This window comes from Alteromonas sp. MmMcT2-2 (assembly GCF_022348305.1).
GTDB lineage: Bacteria > Pseudomonadota > Gammaproteobacteria > Enterobacterales > Alteromonadaceae > Alteromonas > Alteromonas macleodii.
In genome coordinates this window covers 112,536-130,705 of sequence record NZ_JAKRFA010000009.1, presented here as the reverse complement: position 1 = coordinate 130,705, position 18,170 = coordinate 112,536, and the positions used below count along the sequence as shown (strand labels likewise).

The following is an 18,170-nucleotide window of genomic DNA, read 5'->3' as shown; positions in this document are numbered from 1 at the left end:
ATCCGATCACTTAAGGTAAAACTGGCAGGGACGAAAAAGAAGATGAAAAAGTGATCGGATAAAACCGAAACGACCGATCGGATTCACCGAAATACGCAGCGATGCGCCCGAAAATATGGCAACCTTCCGCCGCTTTGCAATGAATTTAGCACGCTTGAGTCCTATTAAAGACAGTATGAAAGGTAAGCTAAAGCAGGCGGCGTGGTCTGATGAAGTCAGAGAAAAACTCTTGTTTGCTTAAATTTCATTCAAGTATGATTTTGCCCTGATATTTTTAGTAATTAATTCTGTTCTTTCCGAAAATAGGTTAATTTTTATGGTATTTAAGTAAAGTGAGCAGGAAACTGCGTCTCCGGTTAGCGTTACTAATGTTTTTAGTTATAATTTCAAATTCTTCGGCACTGCCAACTAGATGAACTTCTGTTTCAGCTCTAGTAATAGCAGTATACAACCAAGCCCTATCTGTTATTCGGCCTTTAGTTACAGCGACTATGATACGCGGAAATTGAGAACCTTGAGCTTTATGCAATGTAATAGCGTAACCTAGTTCAATGCAGTCTAAAACAGACTGAGTTATATCGATTATTTCTCCAGTATCTAGCTCTATTTTACCATACAATTTTCTTTCTTCATCAAACTCGACGCTAATCAATTTACCTAATGAGCCATTCTGAAATCCTAATGAATGGCTATTTTGAGTAAACAGGATTTCATCCCCCCCTCCTCAAGTTTTGATAATAACTATCTCCATCCATCATGAATTGAAGAAGTTCACCTTCAAAATTGCACGTTTTTTGGATTCCAGCATTTAGATCTTCAACTAATTTACGTGTTGGCGCCATCACTCTGCTACTACTTGGGGACTGCGCATACAATTTAGTGCATTGATCTACAATTGATTTTTTTTCGGTTTCATGAAAAAAAATGTTTCCAATGCTCAATTCCAATGGAACTTGACCAGAATTAACCTTTTTTGAATATTCAGGTATTCCCGAAGGGCCGTCCTGTCGCTTAACGATATCTAAAGCGGTATTCTTTATGACGTTAGATTTCACAACATCAGCCAACACTTTGCCACAACCTATGGGTGGCAGTTGGTCTGGATCGCCTGATAAAATAATCCTTACAGAAGGGTGAACATGATTAACTATGCGGTACATGGTGGGAACATCAATCATAGAAGCTTCATCAACAACAAGTAAATGCAGCGGTTGCTTTTCACAAGGTACTATTGGTTTATTTCTAAGAAAACCAGCAATAGTTGTTGTATCAAAACCAATGCTTTCTCTCAGCCGCATTGCCGCTCGTCCAGAAAGAGCCGCTGCATGAATTTGATATTTCAAAGAATCAAACGCTCTTACTGCTGTGCGCAACACAGTAGTTTTACCTGTCCCAGCTCCCCCAGTAATACATGATATATCGTTGCCCAAGCAAGTAGTTACGGCTTCATGTTGCTTTTCTGTCAACTCGTAGGGTAACTCTAATATCGCTTTACGGTATGCTTTATTAGCTTTCTCATCGAAACGGCTTGTTGTTGAGTTCGCTAATTTTAACAGCCGTTTGGCAATTACTGATTCCATCAACAACGTAGCAGTTTGATGGAAATTACCTGTGTCCGGATTTAATAAATATTGAGCTTTGTTATACCCAGCTTTGAATGCTAATTCTACAAGGTCTTTGTCATTAAGTAATTTGATTAGGTTCGCACGAAGGAGTTTTGGTGGTGTATACGTATTACCTCGCTTCACATCATCAAAGAGAACAGCCTCTAAGGCGGCACTAAGCCGATTTTCATCTTCTAATTTACAGCTAAACTCACTTCGGGCTAATTCATCGGTCTGAACAAACGACATACCAAAAGCCATTAAAAGGTATGGGTTACGTCGAAGACATTTTAACGTTTTTTCACCATGATATTTGATGAGGCGTTGCTGAACTGATACAGGTATTTTCTTGTTTGACATCCAATTGAAGTCACGCAAATTAGCATATTTTTGATACCCTTGAAATAATACATCTATAGAATCATCTGTCAGATGCTCTCTAAGACGTTTTCTTGAAGCATCGTTACCATTGCGAACTATTTTGTGAAAATCCCTTCCTAAGGCATCCCAAAGAGCCCTAGCTTTACTCTCGCCGATACCTTTAAAATCACTCTCATTTGCAATAAATTTAATGAGCTGTTCCCCTGTTTCTGGAAGGCTGCATTCTGCGTGTTTTGGTGAATCGTAAGTATGTTGATCAATTAAATATCCATTACGGTCTTGCTTACTAATTTTACATTTGCCTCTTACAATCCAGTGCTGACCAGGTTGAGGTGCTATTGGTAAAGACTCGATTCTAGCTTTAACGCTTATTGAGTACTTACCGTTTTTGACTCTATAGGAGTCTTGATGCAATGGCACACCTGTAAAGATGACATAATTTAGTGATTTATGAGGAACACTCGTTACACGAAACTTGTCCGATGTTTCATGTTCATTCATCGTTGCACAAAACCCATTTCGGCCAAGGTTTCGTTTAATTCGCAAAATCTTTCTAATTTTGCTTCCAACAACTTAACTTTGGCCTTTAACTCAATATTTTCACGCTCCAAATTTCCATTATGTGAGGCCAACTTAGCTATCTTTCGTGATGAGTTATCATACTGTTTGGATTCTTTATCTGTAGTTTTAACCGCAATTGGTGGTAATACTCCATCTGCTCGAAGTTGATCCTCAATCTTTTTCAACGCGGCTCTTACATTTTTGTTCTGAGAAAATACGCTTGTACCAAAACCACATGCAGCCGCAATATCCCTGCGATTTAGCTTACCTCTGTTTATGATTTGTATAAAATCATCATGGGATTGAGCCGCAGCCCAGCCACTGAATATTTCGAGATTATTTTGCGCAACTTGCGCACCATTTTTTCCTTTACTAACAGCCAATGTTACTCTTTAACCTTTATATTCTTTTAAGCTTTTTATCATCCGCACGAGTGATTTTAGGCATAGGCACGTTCAATTCATAAGCATCTACATTAGGTGGTAAAGGAGCATCTTTGAGGATTTCCATAATTTTATCCATCGCCACACTCTGAGGTAGTTCCCAATTCAGTTGATCCATATTGATGCTCATCATGTAAAGGTTATACTGCCACCGCACAAATTGTTCTATTAACGCCTTGTTTTTGGCCTTAGTACTCTCTAGTTCAGCCCTCAACTTGTCGATTTTATCAAATGCATTTTGCAGATTTAGATCGTTAGATTTCGGTGTCGTATCTTTATTAGTTCTGAGCCATTCTTTCCTAGAGTAGTAAGCATTAGAAACATCTTCATTCTCAAGCAATGTCTTTTTTGATATTTGTTTATCTAAATCTAATTGCTTAGTGATATATTCGCAGAGAGCTTTCATTGAAAGCTTATGATCCCACTCGTTGATAATCCTAACTATGGCTTGGATATTTTTTTCAGTCATTACGATTCTAGGCATCAGCATATCCCCAATAGTTGGCCCATAGTTGCACCACCAATTGCATTTTCAGAAACCTGATTATCTTTTTTAGCATCAAACTCACTTTGTAGCCCTTTATCTCCTAAAGCCCTTCTTGTAGGCGAGGGATCATGTTCGACTGGTATCCGAATGATGGTACCATCATCAAGTTGATCGTCTGTCATACGATGAATGAGAGTCCGAATGTGTGCTAACTTCCACCCAAAATGAGTTACCCATCTATCTGCCCCAAATACACTATCGCCAGCAGCATTTTGGGCAGTAACATATTGCTCTGATATGAGTTTCTCTAAGTGCTTTAATTCTTCTAAGGTTTCTGGAACGCCTTTCATACAAACATGCTCTTTACAGGTGACACATTCCCCCGCTTTTGTGCATGGAGTTTGAGCAAAATCATGCGTACAAAAACCGATGCCAGAAAAATCGGCAACCCCCTCACGGTTAATGCCAAGTGATTTTAAAGGAACTGGTAAATTAGCTTTTCTCAAAGCTAGTGCTGAAGGTGATTCCTTGTAATTGGTCACCATTAGTTGCTTGGCAAGTTCGTTTTTCTCTTTAGAAGTACGTAGGTCGTATGCGGAATTTTGTTTAATATCAGCTCGCCCAGACCATTGCGCTATCTTCCAGTCATCAACTCCACCTCGCTTACAGTGTGTATTTAACCAAACTCGAAACTGATGAGTGGTCAAACTAATCACACTTCCATCTTCGTTAAATACACCAAACCTTTCCCATAGAGTGGACATTTTTTTGTCTTTTTTTGAAATTTGATTATTGAAGGTGTCGACTTTTGGCATTACCCAACTGAAGTTCTTTGTGCTGGAACCTGGTTTTAGCTCAAGGTCTCTTATCAATAGCAGGTTTTCCCAAACCGGCCTTTCAGACTTTGGATTGTTAGGCCAATCCTTATTCTGATATTTACCGTGTACTAGTTGGTTTAATCGCTCGTAAGTAAGTTCATTCTTGGCCAGAAAGGCATTTATCCATTTAACTGGAGTATTTATAACCTCTTTGTTTGTATGATGTAATGCACCGACAACATCCATTGCATAAGCAAATTCTTGTTGGCTCATTTGGACATATTCACCATGACTTTTTAGCGTTATACACCCTTCATGGCGAAAGAATTCAAATGGGCGTTCATAAGCCCACTTAGCTGCTTTTCTTGCTGGTTCACTTATTTCTTTTAACGTTTGAAAGGCTTTTTTGACTACATCCAACATAAGCTCTGGTACACCCTTCCTATGATCTTTGAATCCTTTAGAGCCATACCAAACAATGTACCAGCCGCCATCATCTCCCTCCTGAAGAGAGTGAATGGTTAAGCCGCTTAATTCGTTTATACGCGCTGGAGCAAAGCAAAGTAACACTAAAGCTGATGTATAGTACTTATCTGCAATGGTTTCAGCTTTGGAAAAGCAATCAGCAAACGTAAGCATTTCATGCATTGTCGGGCAGCGTTCTTCTCGGAATTTATCACCTTCTTCACTGACCTGTTCTGCCGTATGTGCAGGTTTCCTGAAAGGGTTTTTGTACTTAGGCAAAGTTAATACGAAATTATTGTTTACTAACCAATCAGCCAAGCTTTTTAGCTTTCCGCCAATGTGGTACTTTCGCAACGGAGAGTATTTTTCAACTTCAATTAGTATCTTTGTCTCTTTCAATGTCTGGCCGTTAACATTTAGAATGCATGGGGCTTGGTCAGGATATTGAGATAGAAGAGCTTTGTACAAAAAACGAAACATTGACATCCAAATGTGAGCGGAAGTAATTTCTTTAATAGTCATTTGCTGCTTAATAAATGCCTTCACGAAATTAAGATATGGTTGCTTAAACAACTCGACTTTGGAGTAATTATTTCCCTCTTCCTGAAAACCAAAAACAAGTGTCTGTCCTTTATTTGGTTTCCAACGATCTGCCTCCCAACCTTGCTCGTTGTACAAGGTAAGCTCTGTTTTAGCGAAGTTGATAAACTCGGCCAAGTTATCTAGACCATCTCTTTCTTGTTTAGCTTGCCAAATATTTATAACGTTATTTGCCTTTTCACCCATTGACGACTCCTTCATCCATCTTCGCTTTCTCACATAGCTGAATTACCTGTGTAATCGCTAATACCGTTCTATCCGTAGATTGCAACACGTAAGCCGACGCTCCCTTGCTTTTTAGTCGTTCACGTTCCTCAAGCAAGTCATCAAGTATTACCTGGTGACGCCCATGAACCCATGGCTGAAATTTTGCACACGTATAACATGCGCGGCCACCTGTAGCGCAAAACCCAAATGAACCACAATTTCCAACCGCATTTCCATTTCTGTTGTGGATTCTTGAACGAGGGTCATTAACCCTTATGGCATCAGCTTCACTATCAATAAGTTGACCTGAGAATGCTTGAGCTAATGGCGCTAAAACAGGCGCTAGAGCTTCGTTAACTTCTTCCGTTAGCTCTTTTACGTTCTCTGTATATACTGAGGCGTTTTGTGTATCTGAATGGTGAAGCACTTTAGCTATAATAGACAAGCTCAAACCTCTTCTAGCTGCATTTGTGCCCAACGTATAGCGAAAGCGTCTTGCTGTTAAGTGAATATACTCACCTTCTAATCTTTCAGATTTTGCATCACATTTAGCAGACAAAGAGTGTAGAATTTTCAGTGCTACATTTCGCGACATATGTAATCTATCTGGTGTTTTAGCCAATATATTTCGAAGGTCATCAACTGAAACTAACAAATCAACTTTACGTGGAGCTGCAAATAGCGGCATATCCTCTTTCAGCTCTACTGGTAGTTCACCAACTTGCTTCTCAATTAATCTTAATGTTGCGTTCGCCTGATTAGTAAAAAGCAATGCAAGCTCTTCATCTATCTCGACAGTTACGAAGTCATCTCTAAAGTTCGTTTGGCCATGTTTTTTTGCTTGCGGGATATCAAGCATGAACTTTTTTTCGGCACCACTATTCTCAATTTTTAGATCACGTGCTCGAAATTGACAAAATTGAGCAGGTCGAGCGCCAAGGTAGATATTTAGAAGTAACCAAGAATAATCTCGAAGCGAGAGCTTATTATCCATAAATGCATTTACACTCCAATTAAGCACAGCGTGTTGCTCTTGCATAGAATAAGCTCCGGTAAATGGGCAGCCTTTGGCTACAGGAACACCTTTGTTCATACCTTTCAGTGTAAGTTGCTCTAACCAAGAACCTAATTGTGGATCAATACCCTCAATTTTTTTATCGATCCAATTAAGAAGAAAAGCTCGAATACTGCCAAGCTTGTACTCATTAGAACTGTCGAGCGTTGAAAGATAATTTTGCACAGCACTAAGCGTTAAGCTTACTGCTCCAGTTTTTCGCAATAAGCTCAGCATAGTAGAAAAAACAATTCTGGAACTACTGGCGGATAACTCGCATGCCCAATCCGCAAGCTGTTCTTTAAACCCAATTATGAATATGGATTCACAGTCATTAGGCAATAAATGCCAATTTATAACTGTTGAATTATCTAACCTCCACTTGCTATCATACACGTCAAAGTCATACCCAAGTTTACTTGTGCGAACTTCAGTCTTTTTTTGATAATTAACTAGCGCCATTTCTTGCGTCCTTTATCCCTTTAATTACTTCGCTGTGGTCTTCCATCATTTGTTTTTGGACTTTATTCGCTGTTCTCCTAGCGTGTCGTTGGAGGTAAGCATTCGCACTCTCCCCGTGAGCATGTCCGTTCAATCGCATACGAGTATCTATCTCATCCGCTTCAGAGATAATATCACGCTTTAGCAATCTCGCTTCTTCAAGGTAACCTTTTTGTTCTGCTTCTCGAATTTTGTCGCGGATCGCTCCATTATGCTCATCGATTTTATCTGAAATTCTTTCGTTGAAATAAATGCGAAAGCCTCGGCGCTGAACATTTTCAAAGCGCTTATCTACCTGTTTCAATTTAAGTATTAAGTCTGCAAATGAAGCTTTCCCCATAGCTGTACCAGAGTTTCCTTTGTGGGATACAAATAAGTAAGGGTGACTTTTTGACTTTGCAAAAGAAGGTCTGATCTGCCTTATATATAACTCAATATCATCATAAAGCCACTTCGGAATGACGAGTACTTTCTCTTGTGTTTTTAAGGTAGGTTGATCTTCTCTAGGGTCGTATTTATCGTCGTGCCGCCTTCTAAACAGGAGTGCAGGTTGTTCTGTATCATGCTCTAAATCTTCAAGACGTAACGCCAATACTTCAGATGGTCTAACTCCCGTCCAATAGAGTATCTGAATCAGGAGATAATTTCGAAACTTGAGGTTGAAGTTGGAAAATGGGTTTAACTCATGACTGTAGTGAGCCACTTTGAGAAAATAGTCCAAAATTTCAGTCTCGGCGTGGGTTGCTTTGGAGCCCTTAGATAGCCCCTTAGGATAGTGCTTCTTAAAGAATGAACACATTTCATCTATTCTACTGTTCAACTCACCAGAATTTGGTTTGAACTTACAGATTTCTCTCGCACAGAACTCTAGAAACTGATTAATCGCCAGCATACGTTGATACTGAAACTCTTTGCTTACAGAGCTTAATGCCGAAGAGCTTTTCGCAACACGTGAAAAATGAATGACCTTATTGGTGCTTTTTTTTTGATCTTTTATCGAATAACCACAGAAGCGTTTGATAGATAAGATAGTTTGTTTGTCGAGAAATACTTGCTTACGGAACTCAGCCAATATATCCCTACCAGTGTGCGCTTCCCACTTACGAAGAACTTCAATTTTGTATAGTTCGTTCTTTATCGTCGAGGCCTTGCCATCACTTCTATATTCGACGCTCAGATACAAAGTTGTCCAAAAGTCGACTTCACCATTGTCATTGATTGACAGAGGACGTCTTTCTCCATCTGAAAAGATGTTGCTTTTAACTATCATAACTAGCTCCTTGTTACACAAAACATTATACCAACATAACTATTTTTAAAAGCTGATTTTTATTATACAAAAAAAAAGCCCTCTCCAGACTTCATAAATTCAGGTAAGATAGAATTTACAAGGTCTGGAGAGGGCTTCTTAAAACCTAATTACACAGTTTTAAATATACCAGAAATTAAAACGGAATGTCATCGTCGAAGTCAAAATCTGGCTCAGCCATTGGTGGGTTCTTTGGCTGACCTTGATTGCCACCCTGAGGCGCTTGATTGTAGCCACCACCTTGGTTTGAGTTGTAGCCGCCCTGCTGACCACCACCTTGCTGTGGCGCTTGGTTATAGCCGCCCTGCGCTGGAGCTTGATTGTAACCACCTTGGTTGTTTTGAGGACGTTGGTAACCACCGTTACCGCCGCCACCTTCACCACCGCGACCACCAAGCATTTGCATTTGGTCTACGATAATTTCAGTGGTGTATCTATCTTGGCCTTGTTGATCTTGCCACTTACGCGTCTGCAATTTACCTTCAACATAAATTTGCGAGCCCTTTTTCAGGTACTCTCCGGCAATTTCTGCTAAGCGACGGTACATTGTAAGGCGGTGCCACTCAGTGCGCTCTTGAACCTGACCCTGTTGGTCTTTCCAGCTTTCGCTAGTTGCTAGGCTTAAGTTCGCAACGGCGTTTCCGTTAGGCATGTATCTAACTTCAGGATCATTGCCAAGGTTTCCAACAAGAATAACCTTATTAACGCCTTTCGTTGCCATTGATGTCTCCTGTAACGTTTTTAGTGGCTTGCTGTATAACTCTTCTTAGTAAGACATCAGCAAGCGCGAAAGTTCATCGAATATTAGCCGGTTAGTATACCGTATTTTATGAGGGAAAATTGAAGTTTTTCGCCACAGGTTTACGTTACTAACTGCAACACGTTCTAGAACTTAACAAAATTTATTGTCAGCGTCTTCTGAACTTTCGCGTTGTTTTTAGCTAATTTTAGCAAGGGCGTTGCGATTAAAAACGCCCTTCCTTGTCTGCTACCACCACGTAATGTAAAACGCCGCTGTAAGGATAACTACAGCGATAGATGCTACATTAAATCCGCTTGTGGTTTTGAACTGCACTTCGTTTAGATCGACAGCGTTTTCGCTAATGCCCTTTTTCTCTAGCAGAGAAACAACCACAGCTAAAGCGACACAAAGCAGGAACACAAGACCAACACGGTCAATAAACGGCAGTTCAGGCCAGAATTGTCTAAACACAATGCTTAAAACAAATGAGCCTAATGCGGCCAATAGACCACCGTTTGCTGTGGTTTTCTTCCAGAACATACCTAAAACGAACAATGCGCAGATACCTGGTGTAAAGAAGCCCGTGAATTCCTGGATATACTGGAATGCTTGATCGAAATTACCCAACAGCGGCTTGGCCACCACCATAGCAATGATAAGCGCCACCAAGCTTACGATACGACCCACTTTCACATAATGCTGCTGCGACTCGTTTGGACGCTTATCTTTATAAAGGTCCATGGTAAAAATAGTAGAAACGCTATTTGTCATCGACGCTAGCGAGGACACAATCGCCGCCACCAAGGCTGCGAAGATAATACCTTTAAGGCCAACAGGCATTAGCGTCATTAGGCTTGGGTATGCTTGGTCCGGTTTAGCTAAGTCTGGCACAATTAGCACTGCTGCAATCCCTGGCAATACCACAATTAGCGGCATTAGCAGTTTTAGGAAAGCTGCAAACGCAATACCTTTTTGCGCTTCTTGAACGCTCTTTGCCGCCAACGTGCGCTGAATGATGTACTGGTTAAAGCCCCAATACGACAGGTTCATGATCCACATACCGCCAATCAATACAGAAATGCCCGGCAAGTCCATATAGTGCGGGTTGTCTTCTGACAAAATCATGTCGAATTTCTCAGGGAGCTTGTTAGTAAGGTCAACAAAACCTTGGATGGCACCATTGCCGTCGCTGATTAGGTTTAACGCCGTATACGACAGGAACAAACCACCAATAACCAACAGCACGACTTGAATAATGTCGGTGAGTGCTACCGCTTTCAAACCGCCGTAAAGTGAATAGGTTAACGAGAAAAGGCCTAAGAACATCATGCCGTAAACCATATCAACACCCGCGATGGTATTGATGGCCAATGCACCTAACCACAGCACAGCAGTTAGGTTTACAAAAACATAAACACCTAGCCAGAATATTGCCATTACCTTGCGCACGCGATGGTCATATCGCTGCTCAAGAAATTGAGGCATGGTGTAAATTTTATGCTTAAGAAAGATAGGTAAGAAGAACTTGCCGACAATAAGCAGCGTAATGGCGGCCATCCACTCATAAGACGCAATGGCAAGCCCCAACTGGTAACCTGACCCCGACATGCCGATGATTTGTTCGGCAGAGATATTGGCAGCGATGAGTGATGCGCCAATTGCCCACCATGGCAAGCTTGAGCCCGCTAGAAAGTAATCATTTGTATCTTTTTGATGACCCTGCTTTTCGCGAGAAACCCACCACGCAATTCCGACAAGCGCGACGACGTATACCACGAACAACGTGATATCTATTGATGCTAATTTCATAGTTTTTCCCAAAGTTCTTATTTTGGGTGCGGCGATTGTTATGCAGGGTACACAGGTGAAAAATTGTTTTTATTATTATATTGGTTGTTGCCACACCAGTGTCACGTTATTAAAACGCGTTTCGCAAAGCACTATAAATCATAAATGGGTGAAAAACTCACCGTTAAACTTATCGCGTTATTGCGGGTAGTATTAGTATCACACTTTGTTTACTTTTTTTAACTAGAAATGTGCACTTTTTGTAAAAAAAAGCCGCAACCAATGGATGCGGCTTAAGGGACACAAACAATTCTAAAGAATAGGATTGTTTAGAAAGGGGAGAGGTTTGTGCATAAAGGCTGTATTTAAATCGATAATTAGGCGAACGCGCCCTGTGTAGCCGTACACACATAAATATCAGCACTGTACCCTGTTTCATCAGAGTACTTGTCGGCCACGACTTGCTTCACCGCTTCAACTTTGTCGGTAGGTACAAGGGCCACTACGCAGCCGCCGAATCCACCGCCAGTCATGCGAACACCTCCCGATTTACCCAGCACTTCACCAATGATCTCAACCAAGTAATCGATTGGGCGAACGGTAATTTCAAAGTCATCACGCATGGAGATGTGAGATTGCGCCATGGCTTCACTAACCGTTTCGATGTCGCCAGCTTTTAATGCTTGGCTTGCTGCCAGTGTTCTAGCGTTTTCGGTAACAATATGCTTCGCGCGGCGATAAACCACCTCTGGCATATGTGCTTTAGCGCCTTCTAGCATTTCCATAGTTGCTTCGCGTAACGATGACACACCCAATAACGACGCGCCTTGTTCACACTGCTGACGACGCAAGTTGTATTCACTGTCAACCAAACCACGTTTAACATTCGAATTGATGATAACGATTTGATGCGAGTCTGGTAGTGGTGAATGCTCAATGGCTAGCGACTGGCAATCAAGCAGCATTGCCATGCCTTCATTACCCATAGCAGAGATTAACTGATCCATAATTCCGCATGAGCAGCCTACGAACGTATTCTCGGCTTTCTGGCCTAACAGTGCAGCCTGTACGCCATCGAGGGGCAACTCATACAGCGCGCTTAACGCTTTTAGTATAGCCACTTCAAAAGATGCCGAAGAGCTTAACCCAGCGCCTTGTGGCACATTGCCCGTAACCAATAAGTTAGCACCGCCAAAATCTGGCATGGCCTCTTTAAATACTTTCACTACGCCGCGAACATAGTTTGCCCACCCTTGTTCTTCGTCATAGTTAATATCTGACAACGAAAACTGGTTTTGCTGATTTTCGTAGTCCATCGCGGTAACCACGATGTCATTATCTGTGCGCTTTGTTGCCGCAACCCACGTTCCAAAGTTGATTGCAGCCGGAAATACGAACCCTTCGTTATAATCGGTGTGCTCACCAATAATGTTCACTCGACCCGGCGCATGTGCGATTAACGCTGGCGCCTCGCCGTAATGCGTTTCAAAATTAAAAGAAAGTACTTGATTATCCATTCGCATTCTCACGTTTCTTATAGTGCACTGTGGATAGTGCTTTTAATCTGTCTGCCGCTTGTTCAGGGGTCAAATCTCGCTGTGCCTCTGCCATCATTTCGTACCCAACCATAAACTTGCGTACACTTGCTGAGCGCAGAAGTGGTGGGAAGAAATGCGCATGTAGCGTCCATTCGGGGTGCGCTTCACTATCAAATGGGGCACTGTGCCATCCCATAGAGTATGGGAAAGACGTTTCAAATAAGTTGTCGTACTTCGCTGTAATTTCGCCAATGATCTTAGCAAGAGATAGCGACTGAGAATCCGAGATCATGTGCATAGATTGCACGTCAAATCTCGGTAACAGTAGCGTCTCAAAAGGCCAAGCGGCCCAGTATGGTACAACTACAACCCAATCATCATTTTGACACACGACTCGCTCTTGCTTTGCTACTTCTTGTTCGGCATAGTCCAACAGCATAGGCGTGCCGTTTTCACCAAAGTATTGCTGTAGCTGCACGACTTTTTTCGCTGGGTCGGTAGGCACATGCTGCTGCGCCCATACTTGACCATGAGGGTGAGGATTTGAACACCCCATCATCGAGCCTTTGTTTTCAAAAACCTGCACCCAGCGATAGGTTTCACCAAGTTCAGTGGTTTGTGCTTTCCACGTGTTGACTACGTCTACGCGTTCTTCATCGGAAAGCTCAGGTAACGTTTTGCTGTGATCAGGGGAAAAACAAATAACACGACTGCAGCCTTGCTCAGTTTCGAACTGAAACAGCCCCTTTTTCTCACTGGCTTGTTCTGTATCTTGCTTAAGGGCAGCAAAATCGTTTTGAAAAACAAACGTACCTTTGTAATCAGGGTTAACTTCACCATTCACGCGGGTGTTTGTTGGACATAAATAACACGTAGAGTCGTAAGATGGCTTTTGTTCGTTGTTTGGCTCTTCTGAGGCTCCCTGCCAAGGGCGCTTCGCTCTGTGAGGCGACACTAACACCCACTCACCCAACAAAGGGTTGTAACGGCGATGTGGATCGTTGGTAGGGTCGAAAGGGGTTCCCATAATCACTCTCTCTGAATTAGCCTGCTACGCTCTAATGCGCAACATTAAATAGGGTTAAACGTTTACCCTGATAATGATATAGCAAGCTTCTACGTTTATCAATTGCGTAACAAAGAAAATTAATTGTTAAATTGATAACAAATAATTTTCTTTTGTTACTACATAACGATTTCTATACGCTGAACTTGTATCGCATACTTGCTTTGAAGGTTTCCCCGGGTTTTACGAAACAGTTTGGAAACTCGGGCTTATTGGGTGCATCCGGGAAATGCTGTGGTTCTAAGCACAAGGCACCAAGCTGATCGTCGGTTTTCAACCCGCCAGTATAAAACTGCAAACCCGGCAAGTTAGTAAATAACGACATAGCAACACCAGTATCAAGTGCCTTTACGGTTGCTTGTGGGGTATGCTCAGGCGTATCACGGAGTACATAGTTGTGGTCGTAGCCTCCCACCCTATCAAATAATGGATGGGAATTAGATTGCTCTGCCCTTTCTTTTATTGCTGTAGGTTTCGTGAAATCAAAGGGAGTATTCGCAACTTCGACCAGTTTTCCAGTTGGCAGCAAGGTGCTATCTGCGTCAGTGACTTTGTCAGCATCTATATGTAGCAATGTATTACCTACTTGCGGGTCGTTGCTCAACGTGAAGTAAGCATGCTGCGTGAAACTAAGCGGGGTTTCTTTGTCTGTGTTTGCGGTGATCACAAGAGATAACTCGTTGTTTTGATCAAGGGAATAGCATGCCTCTACATTAACAGTACCGGGAAAGCCACCTTCCCCATCGGGACTAGTTAAGGTAAATGTTACAGCCACACTGTCTGTCGCCTCTTGGACGCTTGCAGCCCAAACCTTCTTATGAAACCCAGCTAGGCCGCCGTGTAGATTATGTTCACCGCCATTTTTATCTAAAGTGTACTCTGTTCCATTTAACGCAAACGAGCCATGTCCAATTCGGTTTGCGTAGCGTCCTACGATAGCACCGCGATAGCTCGGGTCATCTATATAGTCTTGTAGAGTCTCGAAAGTTTGGACACAACTTACCGATTCACCTTCTGCATTCGGGAAGTGAATTTCTTTAATAATTCCGCCGTAGTTAAGCAAAGTAACTGACATGCCGTTGTCGTTAGTTAACGTAAAGGCGTTTACGACTTCGCCTTCAACTTCACCAAATGCAGATACATTTATTTTCATAACAAAATTTTTACCTTAAGACGTGCTTAGTAAACTGACGCTTTCCAACCTACCACACATTTTTTATACATTAATGAATAATGCAATCTTTCAGAATGTCTAGGAGGTTATACGTTTTCCATTCTTTTTTACAGCGGTTTGATTAACAATCATAGAAGGTAAAACCACTTAGGTAATCTAACGCTCTTCATCTCTCTAATGCATCTCAGCCCCGTGAAAGACACCTTAAGCTAAGCGTTAGAATTTTATCTTTTTTTGTAAATATAATGTACGCTATGGCAATCAGGTCAATCGACACTCCACGCAATAAAACGAAGTTTGAAAGAAAATGGCAACAATAAAAGATATCGCCCAAGCCGCTGGCGTTTCATTAGCGACCGTATCAAGGGTTATTAATAATGGTCCTAAAGTGGGCAATGATACTCGCAAGCGTGTCAAAAAAATCATGGAAGAAATGGGTTATCGTCCCAACGCTAATGCGCGGGCACTTGTAACCAAACGTAGCGCATCTTTAGGCGTTGTCATTGCTGAGCTCCACGACCCATTTTTCGCTATGTTAGCCCACGGTGTGGAGTCCATTACCCGCAAAAATAACGTTCAAATTTTATTAAGTGCCGGCTCTATTGAAAAAGAGACTGAACTTCGCGCTATTGAAACACTGCTAGAGCATCGAGTAGAAGCCATGGTAGTGCACAGCAAAGCACTTGATGACGAGACCCTGATCGGTTTTGCAAACCAAGTTCCAGGCTTTGTATTAATTAACCGCTATATACCAGAGATAGCAAATCGTTGTGTATGGCTTGATAACGTAACCGGTGGTCGCCTTATGGCGGAATATGCCATCAACCAAGGCCATGAACATGTCGCGGTGATAAGCAGTCAGTATCGCATAGACGATCCTAATCATCGCCTCGAAGGGATTAGAAACGCAGTTAACAATGCGAATTTAAGCTTGCCTGAAAGCATGATTGAGTATGCTACGCCCGATCAGGAAGGTGGTGAACTGGCAATGCAAAACTTGCTTGCTACTGGTGCAAAATTCACTGCTGTTTTGGCTTATAACGATGCTATGGCATCTGGTGCTATGACCATGCTGCAGGACCATGGTATTTCAGTTCCAGAACAAGTTTCTGTGATGGGGTACGATGATGTGCTGTTAGCAAAGTACTGTCGTCCTAAATTAACGACTCTGCGTTATCCAGTAGAAATGATGGCAGCAAAAGCGGCGGAACTTGCATTGAAGTATGCATCGGGAAGCAAACCAGAAGATGGGCTTACCTTTAAATATACTCCTACAGTAGTAAAACGAGATTCAATGGTTAGGGTTTAGCTGTTCGTTTTCCTTTCAAAAATTAATAGACCAAAAAAATACCCGCCTATGGCGGGTATTTTATTTAATCACTTACAAGCCAGTTTGATGGATGATTAATCGTAATTCGATGTATAGTTGAGCAACTGTGTTCTAAAAATTTCATGACACGAAACTATTGACAAAAATACCCGCTTGATCGTTTTGCCTCGAACTTTTATCCCCAAAGAGCAAAATTGCCTGATCCTGCACAGCTTTACGATCAAAAAAGATTAAGATCGAGCACAGTTGCTCTACAGCGCTTGATTTAACTGACATTTCGTGATCCGACCAGAAAGTGATGAAAAGATCGTGATCTGTTGTTCTATATGGCTATTAACAGACTTACCAACAAGGTTTTCCACTACTTATCCACAGCGAGTAAGGTTTCTATTAGTGAGTGAATCTTGCTAAAAACTGTTTGTACTCTTGTATGGCATAGTCACTTTTTAGCGTTGCGTTGTGCGTCGCACCAGGAATGACTGAAATATACTTTTCGCTACTTGATGCATCTTCTAATAGCTGCTGACTAATCGGGTAAGGCGTTATTTTGTCTTCCTCACCCACCACCAGCCATAGCGGCCCTTCATAATGACGTAAGATTGGGGCTATTTGCATACTATGGACTTCATCGTGAAGCTTCATGTTTGTGAATGAATTAGAGAAGCCTGGCACCATGTTGGCAATTAAATCAGAGATGTTATTGAAAGCGCCGTCTAATACTAAAGCGTCTATCTTTCTATTTGCAGCAACATAGCTTGCGAAATAGCTGCCTATACCTCGGCCGTGAACGATAGTGGGAATTGAGGCGTCAAACGCACTTGCTACATAGTCAAACTGGGTTAACGCATCTTGTTTAATAGCGTTAATACTTAAGTCCTTCGCTTTATCACTGGCTCCTACTCCCTGATAATCGAGCCACAATATATTAGCGGGCAACTTACCCAGTCTATGAATAACGCTGTTGTTTTCGCTTACAGGCATACGATTGTCTGCAAAGAAAACAATGTTAACAATAGGGTCAGGGTAAGAAACAGCAACGCCTCTCAAAGTTAACCCAGCGTCATTTTTAACTTCAACACGGGTTATGCCCGCTGAGGTTTTGTCTTTTTGAATTGCCGCGTGTAGCTTCGTAGTATCAAGGGGCTTTTGCTGAGTGTCTTGATAAAAGAAGGCCGAAGGGGACACGTTAATTGCGCACCCAATAAGTGACACACTTGCAACTACACTAATTACCGCGTTTTTTAAGCTCATCATTAAAGAACTGTCCGTGTTGAATGGTTATGGCGAAATTTTTATTCAGGTTACATAGGTGTAATGGTTGTGTCGCTGATCAAAAACTCGCTCAGCAAAATCAACAGTCCCACGCCTATGCTAAACAAGCTGTAACAGTTTGCAACAGTTGTTCTGTTTCTTAGCGATACAAACTTTCTTATACTAAAGACAATATTACTTGCATAATTTATCTGCATAAAACAAAAATAATTTAATGAAAAGTAGAACATTTTCCATGTCTTACGCTACATCACCAGCTCGACTTATTGTTGCCTGCTGTGCCCTACCCTTACTTATTGCCTGCGAGTCTACGCCACCCGAGCTTGACTCATCATTAATTCCTGCGTCGCAGAGAAAAGACTATCAGCTAACCATGTCTAAAGCGAAAGCTTGTCCAATTAACTTGGCAGAACTAATCGACATACGGTCGAGTAAAGACTTGCTCGTTGGAAGCAGTAATGTAACAGAAGACACGCTCTATTCACTGTTACAGCAAAGCTTAGAAGCGATGAATGTCAGCCCAGATATTGAAGCAGCCAACAGCGTAAAAGTAGTACTAAACCGCGCGTTTATAAAAACCTTAGGAAGTAATATGGTTGCCACCGTGGTGCTTAATGTTAAGTACAAACCTGACTATGCCGATGAGTATTCACCCGCCACCACCTTCAGAGGGCAAAGCATGAATGTGAACGCCAGTGTCAGTGAAAAAGAGAGCAATCAGATTGCTATCGATGCAATGAAAACCGCCATTGATGATGCCACCAAACGTATAAAGTCTTCACTGTTACACAACTGCGGAAATGCGCTAAGCGAACTAGAGGCGGTATAAG

The 18,170-nt window shown here is 41.9% G+C and carries 15 protein-coding genes and 1 pseudogene; 3 read left to right on the top strand and 13 right to left on the bottom strand.

Translation table 11 applies throughout. The features are described 5' to 3' along the window. Positions 1-94 precede the first annotated feature (94 nt). Positions 95-241, top strand: a pseudogene (locus tag MHM99_RS08105) (ISAs1 family transposase); the annotation flags it as partial. A gap of 66 nt (positions 242-307) precedes the next feature. Here the strand turns inward: MHM99_RS08105 and MHM99_RS08100 are convergent. The 12 genes from MHM99_RS08100 to MHM99_RS08045 all read right to left on the bottom strand — a co-directional run bounded on the left by MHM99_RS08100 (position 308) and on the right by MHM99_RS08045 (position 14,717). Continuing rightward, a complete protein-coding gene (locus tag MHM99_RS08100; RefSeq protein ID WP_239218850.1) occupies positions 308-619 on the bottom strand; it encodes an ATP-dependent RecD-like DNA helicase in 312 nt (103 codons plus the stop codon). A 91-nt stretch (positions 620-710) separates the two neighbouring features. Continuing rightward, positions 711-2,486, bottom strand: coding sequence for an AAA family ATPase (locus MHM99_RS08095; protein ID WP_239218848.1), 1,776 nt, complete (start codon positions 2,484-2,486; stop codon positions 711-713). Continuing rightward, a complete protein-coding gene (locus MHM99_RS08090; RefSeq protein WP_202941641.1) occupies positions 2,483-2,929 on the bottom strand; it encodes a VPA1267 family protein in 447 nt (148 codons plus the stop codon). Before MHM99_RS08090 ends, MHM99_RS08095 begins: the two co-directional genes overlap by 4 nt. 16 nt (positions 2,930-2,945) lie before the next feature. Then, positions 2,946-3,458, bottom strand: coding sequence for a hypothetical protein (locus MHM99_RS08085; protein ID WP_239218846.1), 513 nt, complete (start codon positions 3,456-3,458; stop codon positions 2,946-2,948). Positions 3,459-3,472: 14 nt separating this feature from the next. Continuing rightward, positions 3,473-5,545: a hypothetical protein gene (locus tag MHM99_RS08080; protein WP_202941639.1), complete on the bottom strand. Its 2,073-nt coding sequence runs from the start codon at positions 5,543-5,545 to the stop codon at positions 3,473-3,475. Continuing rightward, positions 5,538-7,082 carry a site-specific integrase gene (locus MHM99_RS08075; protein WP_202941638.1) on the bottom strand — a complete coding sequence of 515 codons (1,545 nt, stop codon included), beginning with the start codon at positions 7,080-7,082 and terminating at the stop codon, positions 5,538-5,540. Before MHM99_RS08075 ends, MHM99_RS08080 begins: the two co-directional genes overlap by 8 nt. After that, complete coding sequence (locus MHM99_RS08070) at positions 7,069-8,391, bottom strand: site-specific integrase (RefSeq protein WP_239218844.1); 1,323 nt, start codon at positions 8,389-8,391, stop codon at positions 7,069-7,071. The genes MHM99_RS08075 and MHM99_RS08070 overlap by 14 nt, the downstream gene beginning before the upstream one ends. 175 nt (positions 8,392-8,566) lie before the next feature. Further along, positions 8,567-9,151 carry a single-stranded DNA-binding protein gene (locus MHM99_RS08065; RefSeq protein WP_039217393.1) on the bottom strand — a complete coding sequence of 195 codons (585 nt, stop codon included), beginning with the start codon at positions 9,149-9,151 and terminating at the stop codon, positions 8,567-8,569. A 267-nt stretch (positions 9,152-9,418) separates the two neighbouring features. Continuing rightward, entirely contained in the window at positions 9,419-10,981 is a 1,563-nt protein-coding gene (locus MHM99_RS08060; RefSeq protein WP_239218842.1) for a sodium/sugar symporter, read from the bottom strand. Positions 10,982-11,337: 356 nt separating this feature from the next. Further along, positions 11,338-12,477, bottom strand: coding sequence for a galactokinase (gene galK, locus MHM99_RS08055; protein WP_239218840.1), 1,140 nt, complete (start codon positions 12,475-12,477; stop codon positions 11,338-11,340). Further along, positions 12,470-13,525 carry a UDP-glucose--hexose-1-phosphate uridylyltransferase gene (locus tag MHM99_RS08050; RefSeq protein WP_239218838.1) on the bottom strand — a complete coding sequence of 352 codons (1,056 nt, stop codon included), beginning with the start codon at positions 13,523-13,525 and terminating at the stop codon, positions 12,470-12,472. The genes galK and MHM99_RS08050 overlap by 8 nt, the downstream gene beginning before the upstream one ends. A 172-nt stretch (positions 13,526-13,697) precedes the next feature. Then, a complete protein-coding gene (locus MHM99_RS08045; RefSeq protein ID WP_239218836.1) occupies positions 13,698-14,717 on the bottom strand; it encodes an aldose epimerase family protein in 1,020 nt (339 codons plus the stop codon). A 328-nt stretch (positions 14,718-15,045) separates the two neighbouring features. Between MHM99_RS08045 and MHM99_RS08040 the strand changes: the two genes are divergently transcribed. Next, positions 15,046-16,047, top strand: a complete 1,002-nt coding sequence (locus MHM99_RS08040; RefSeq protein ID WP_014947876.1) for a LacI family DNA-binding transcriptional regulator — start codon at positions 15,046-15,048, stop codon at positions 16,045-16,047. A gap of 411 nt (positions 16,048-16,458) precedes the next feature. Here MHM99_RS08040 and MHM99_RS08035 read toward each other — a convergent pair whose 3' ends face one another. After that, a complete protein-coding gene (locus MHM99_RS08035; RefSeq protein ID WP_239218834.1) occupies positions 16,459-17,322 on the bottom strand; it encodes an alpha/beta hydrolase in 864 nt (287 codons plus the stop codon). Positions 17,323-17,554: 232 nt separating this feature from the next. Here MHM99_RS08035 and MHM99_RS08030 point away from each other — a divergent pair, with 232 nt between their 5' ends. Next, entirely contained in the window at positions 17,555-18,169 is a 615-nt protein-coding gene (locus MHM99_RS08030; protein ID WP_230633747.1) for a hypothetical protein, read from the top strand. Position 18,170: the final 1 nt, after the last annotated feature.

What these genes read in the sequence shown, in the direction of transcription:
- MHM99_RS08085 (WP_239218846.1), bottom strand. Translation starts at nt 3,458, where the DNA reads ATGACTGAAAAAAATATCCAAGCCATAGTTAGGATTATCAACGAGTGG.
- MHM99_RS08075 (WP_202941638.1), bottom strand. Translation starts at nt 7,082, where the DNA reads ATGGCGCTAGTTAATTATCAAAAAAAGACTGAAGTTCGCACAAGTAAA.
- MHM99_RS08050 (WP_239218838.1), bottom strand. Translation starts at nt 13,525, where the DNA reads ATGGGAACCCCTTTCGACCCTACCAACGATCCACATCGCCGTTACAAC.
- MHM99_RS08065 (WP_039217393.1), bottom strand. Translation starts at nt 9,151, where the DNA reads ATGGCAACGAAAGGCGTTAATAAGGTTATTCTTGTTGGAAACCTTGGC.
- MHM99_RS08045 (WP_239218836.1), bottom strand. Translation starts at nt 14,717, where the DNA reads ATGAAAATAAATGTATCTGCATTTGGTGAAGTTGAAGGCGAAGTCGTA.
- MHM99_RS08070 (WP_239218844.1), bottom strand. Translation starts at nt 8,391, where the DNA reads ATGATAGTTAAAAGCAACATCTTTTCAGATGGAGAAAGACGTCCTCTG.
- MHM99_RS08035 (WP_239218834.1), bottom strand. Translation starts at nt 17,322, where the DNA reads ATGATGAGCTTAAAAAACGCGGTAATTAGTGTAGTTGCAAGTGTGTCA.
- MHM99_RS08040 (WP_014947876.1), top strand. Translation starts at nt 15,046, where the DNA reads ATGGCAACAATAAAAGATATCGCCCAAGCCGCTGGCGTTTCATTAGCG.
- MHM99_RS08095 (WP_239218848.1), bottom strand. Translation starts at nt 2,486, where the DNA reads ATGAATGAACATGAAACATCGGACAAGTTTCGTGTAACGAGTGTTCCT.
- MHM99_RS08030 (WP_230633747.1), top strand. Translation starts at nt 17,555, where the DNA reads ATGAAAAGTAGAACATTTTCCATGTCTTACGCTACATCACCAGCTCGA.
- MHM99_RS08080 (WP_202941639.1), bottom strand. Translation starts at nt 5,545, where the DNA reads ATGGGTGAAAAGGCAAATAACGTTATAAATATTTGGCAAGCTAAACAA.
- galK (WP_239218840.1), bottom strand. Translation starts at nt 12,477, where the DNA reads ATGGATAATCAAGTACTTTCTTTTAATTTTGAAACGCATTACGGCGAG.
- MHM99_RS08060 (WP_239218842.1), bottom strand. Translation starts at nt 10,981, where the DNA reads ATGAAATTAGCATCAATAGATATCACGTTGTTCGTGGTATACGTCGTC.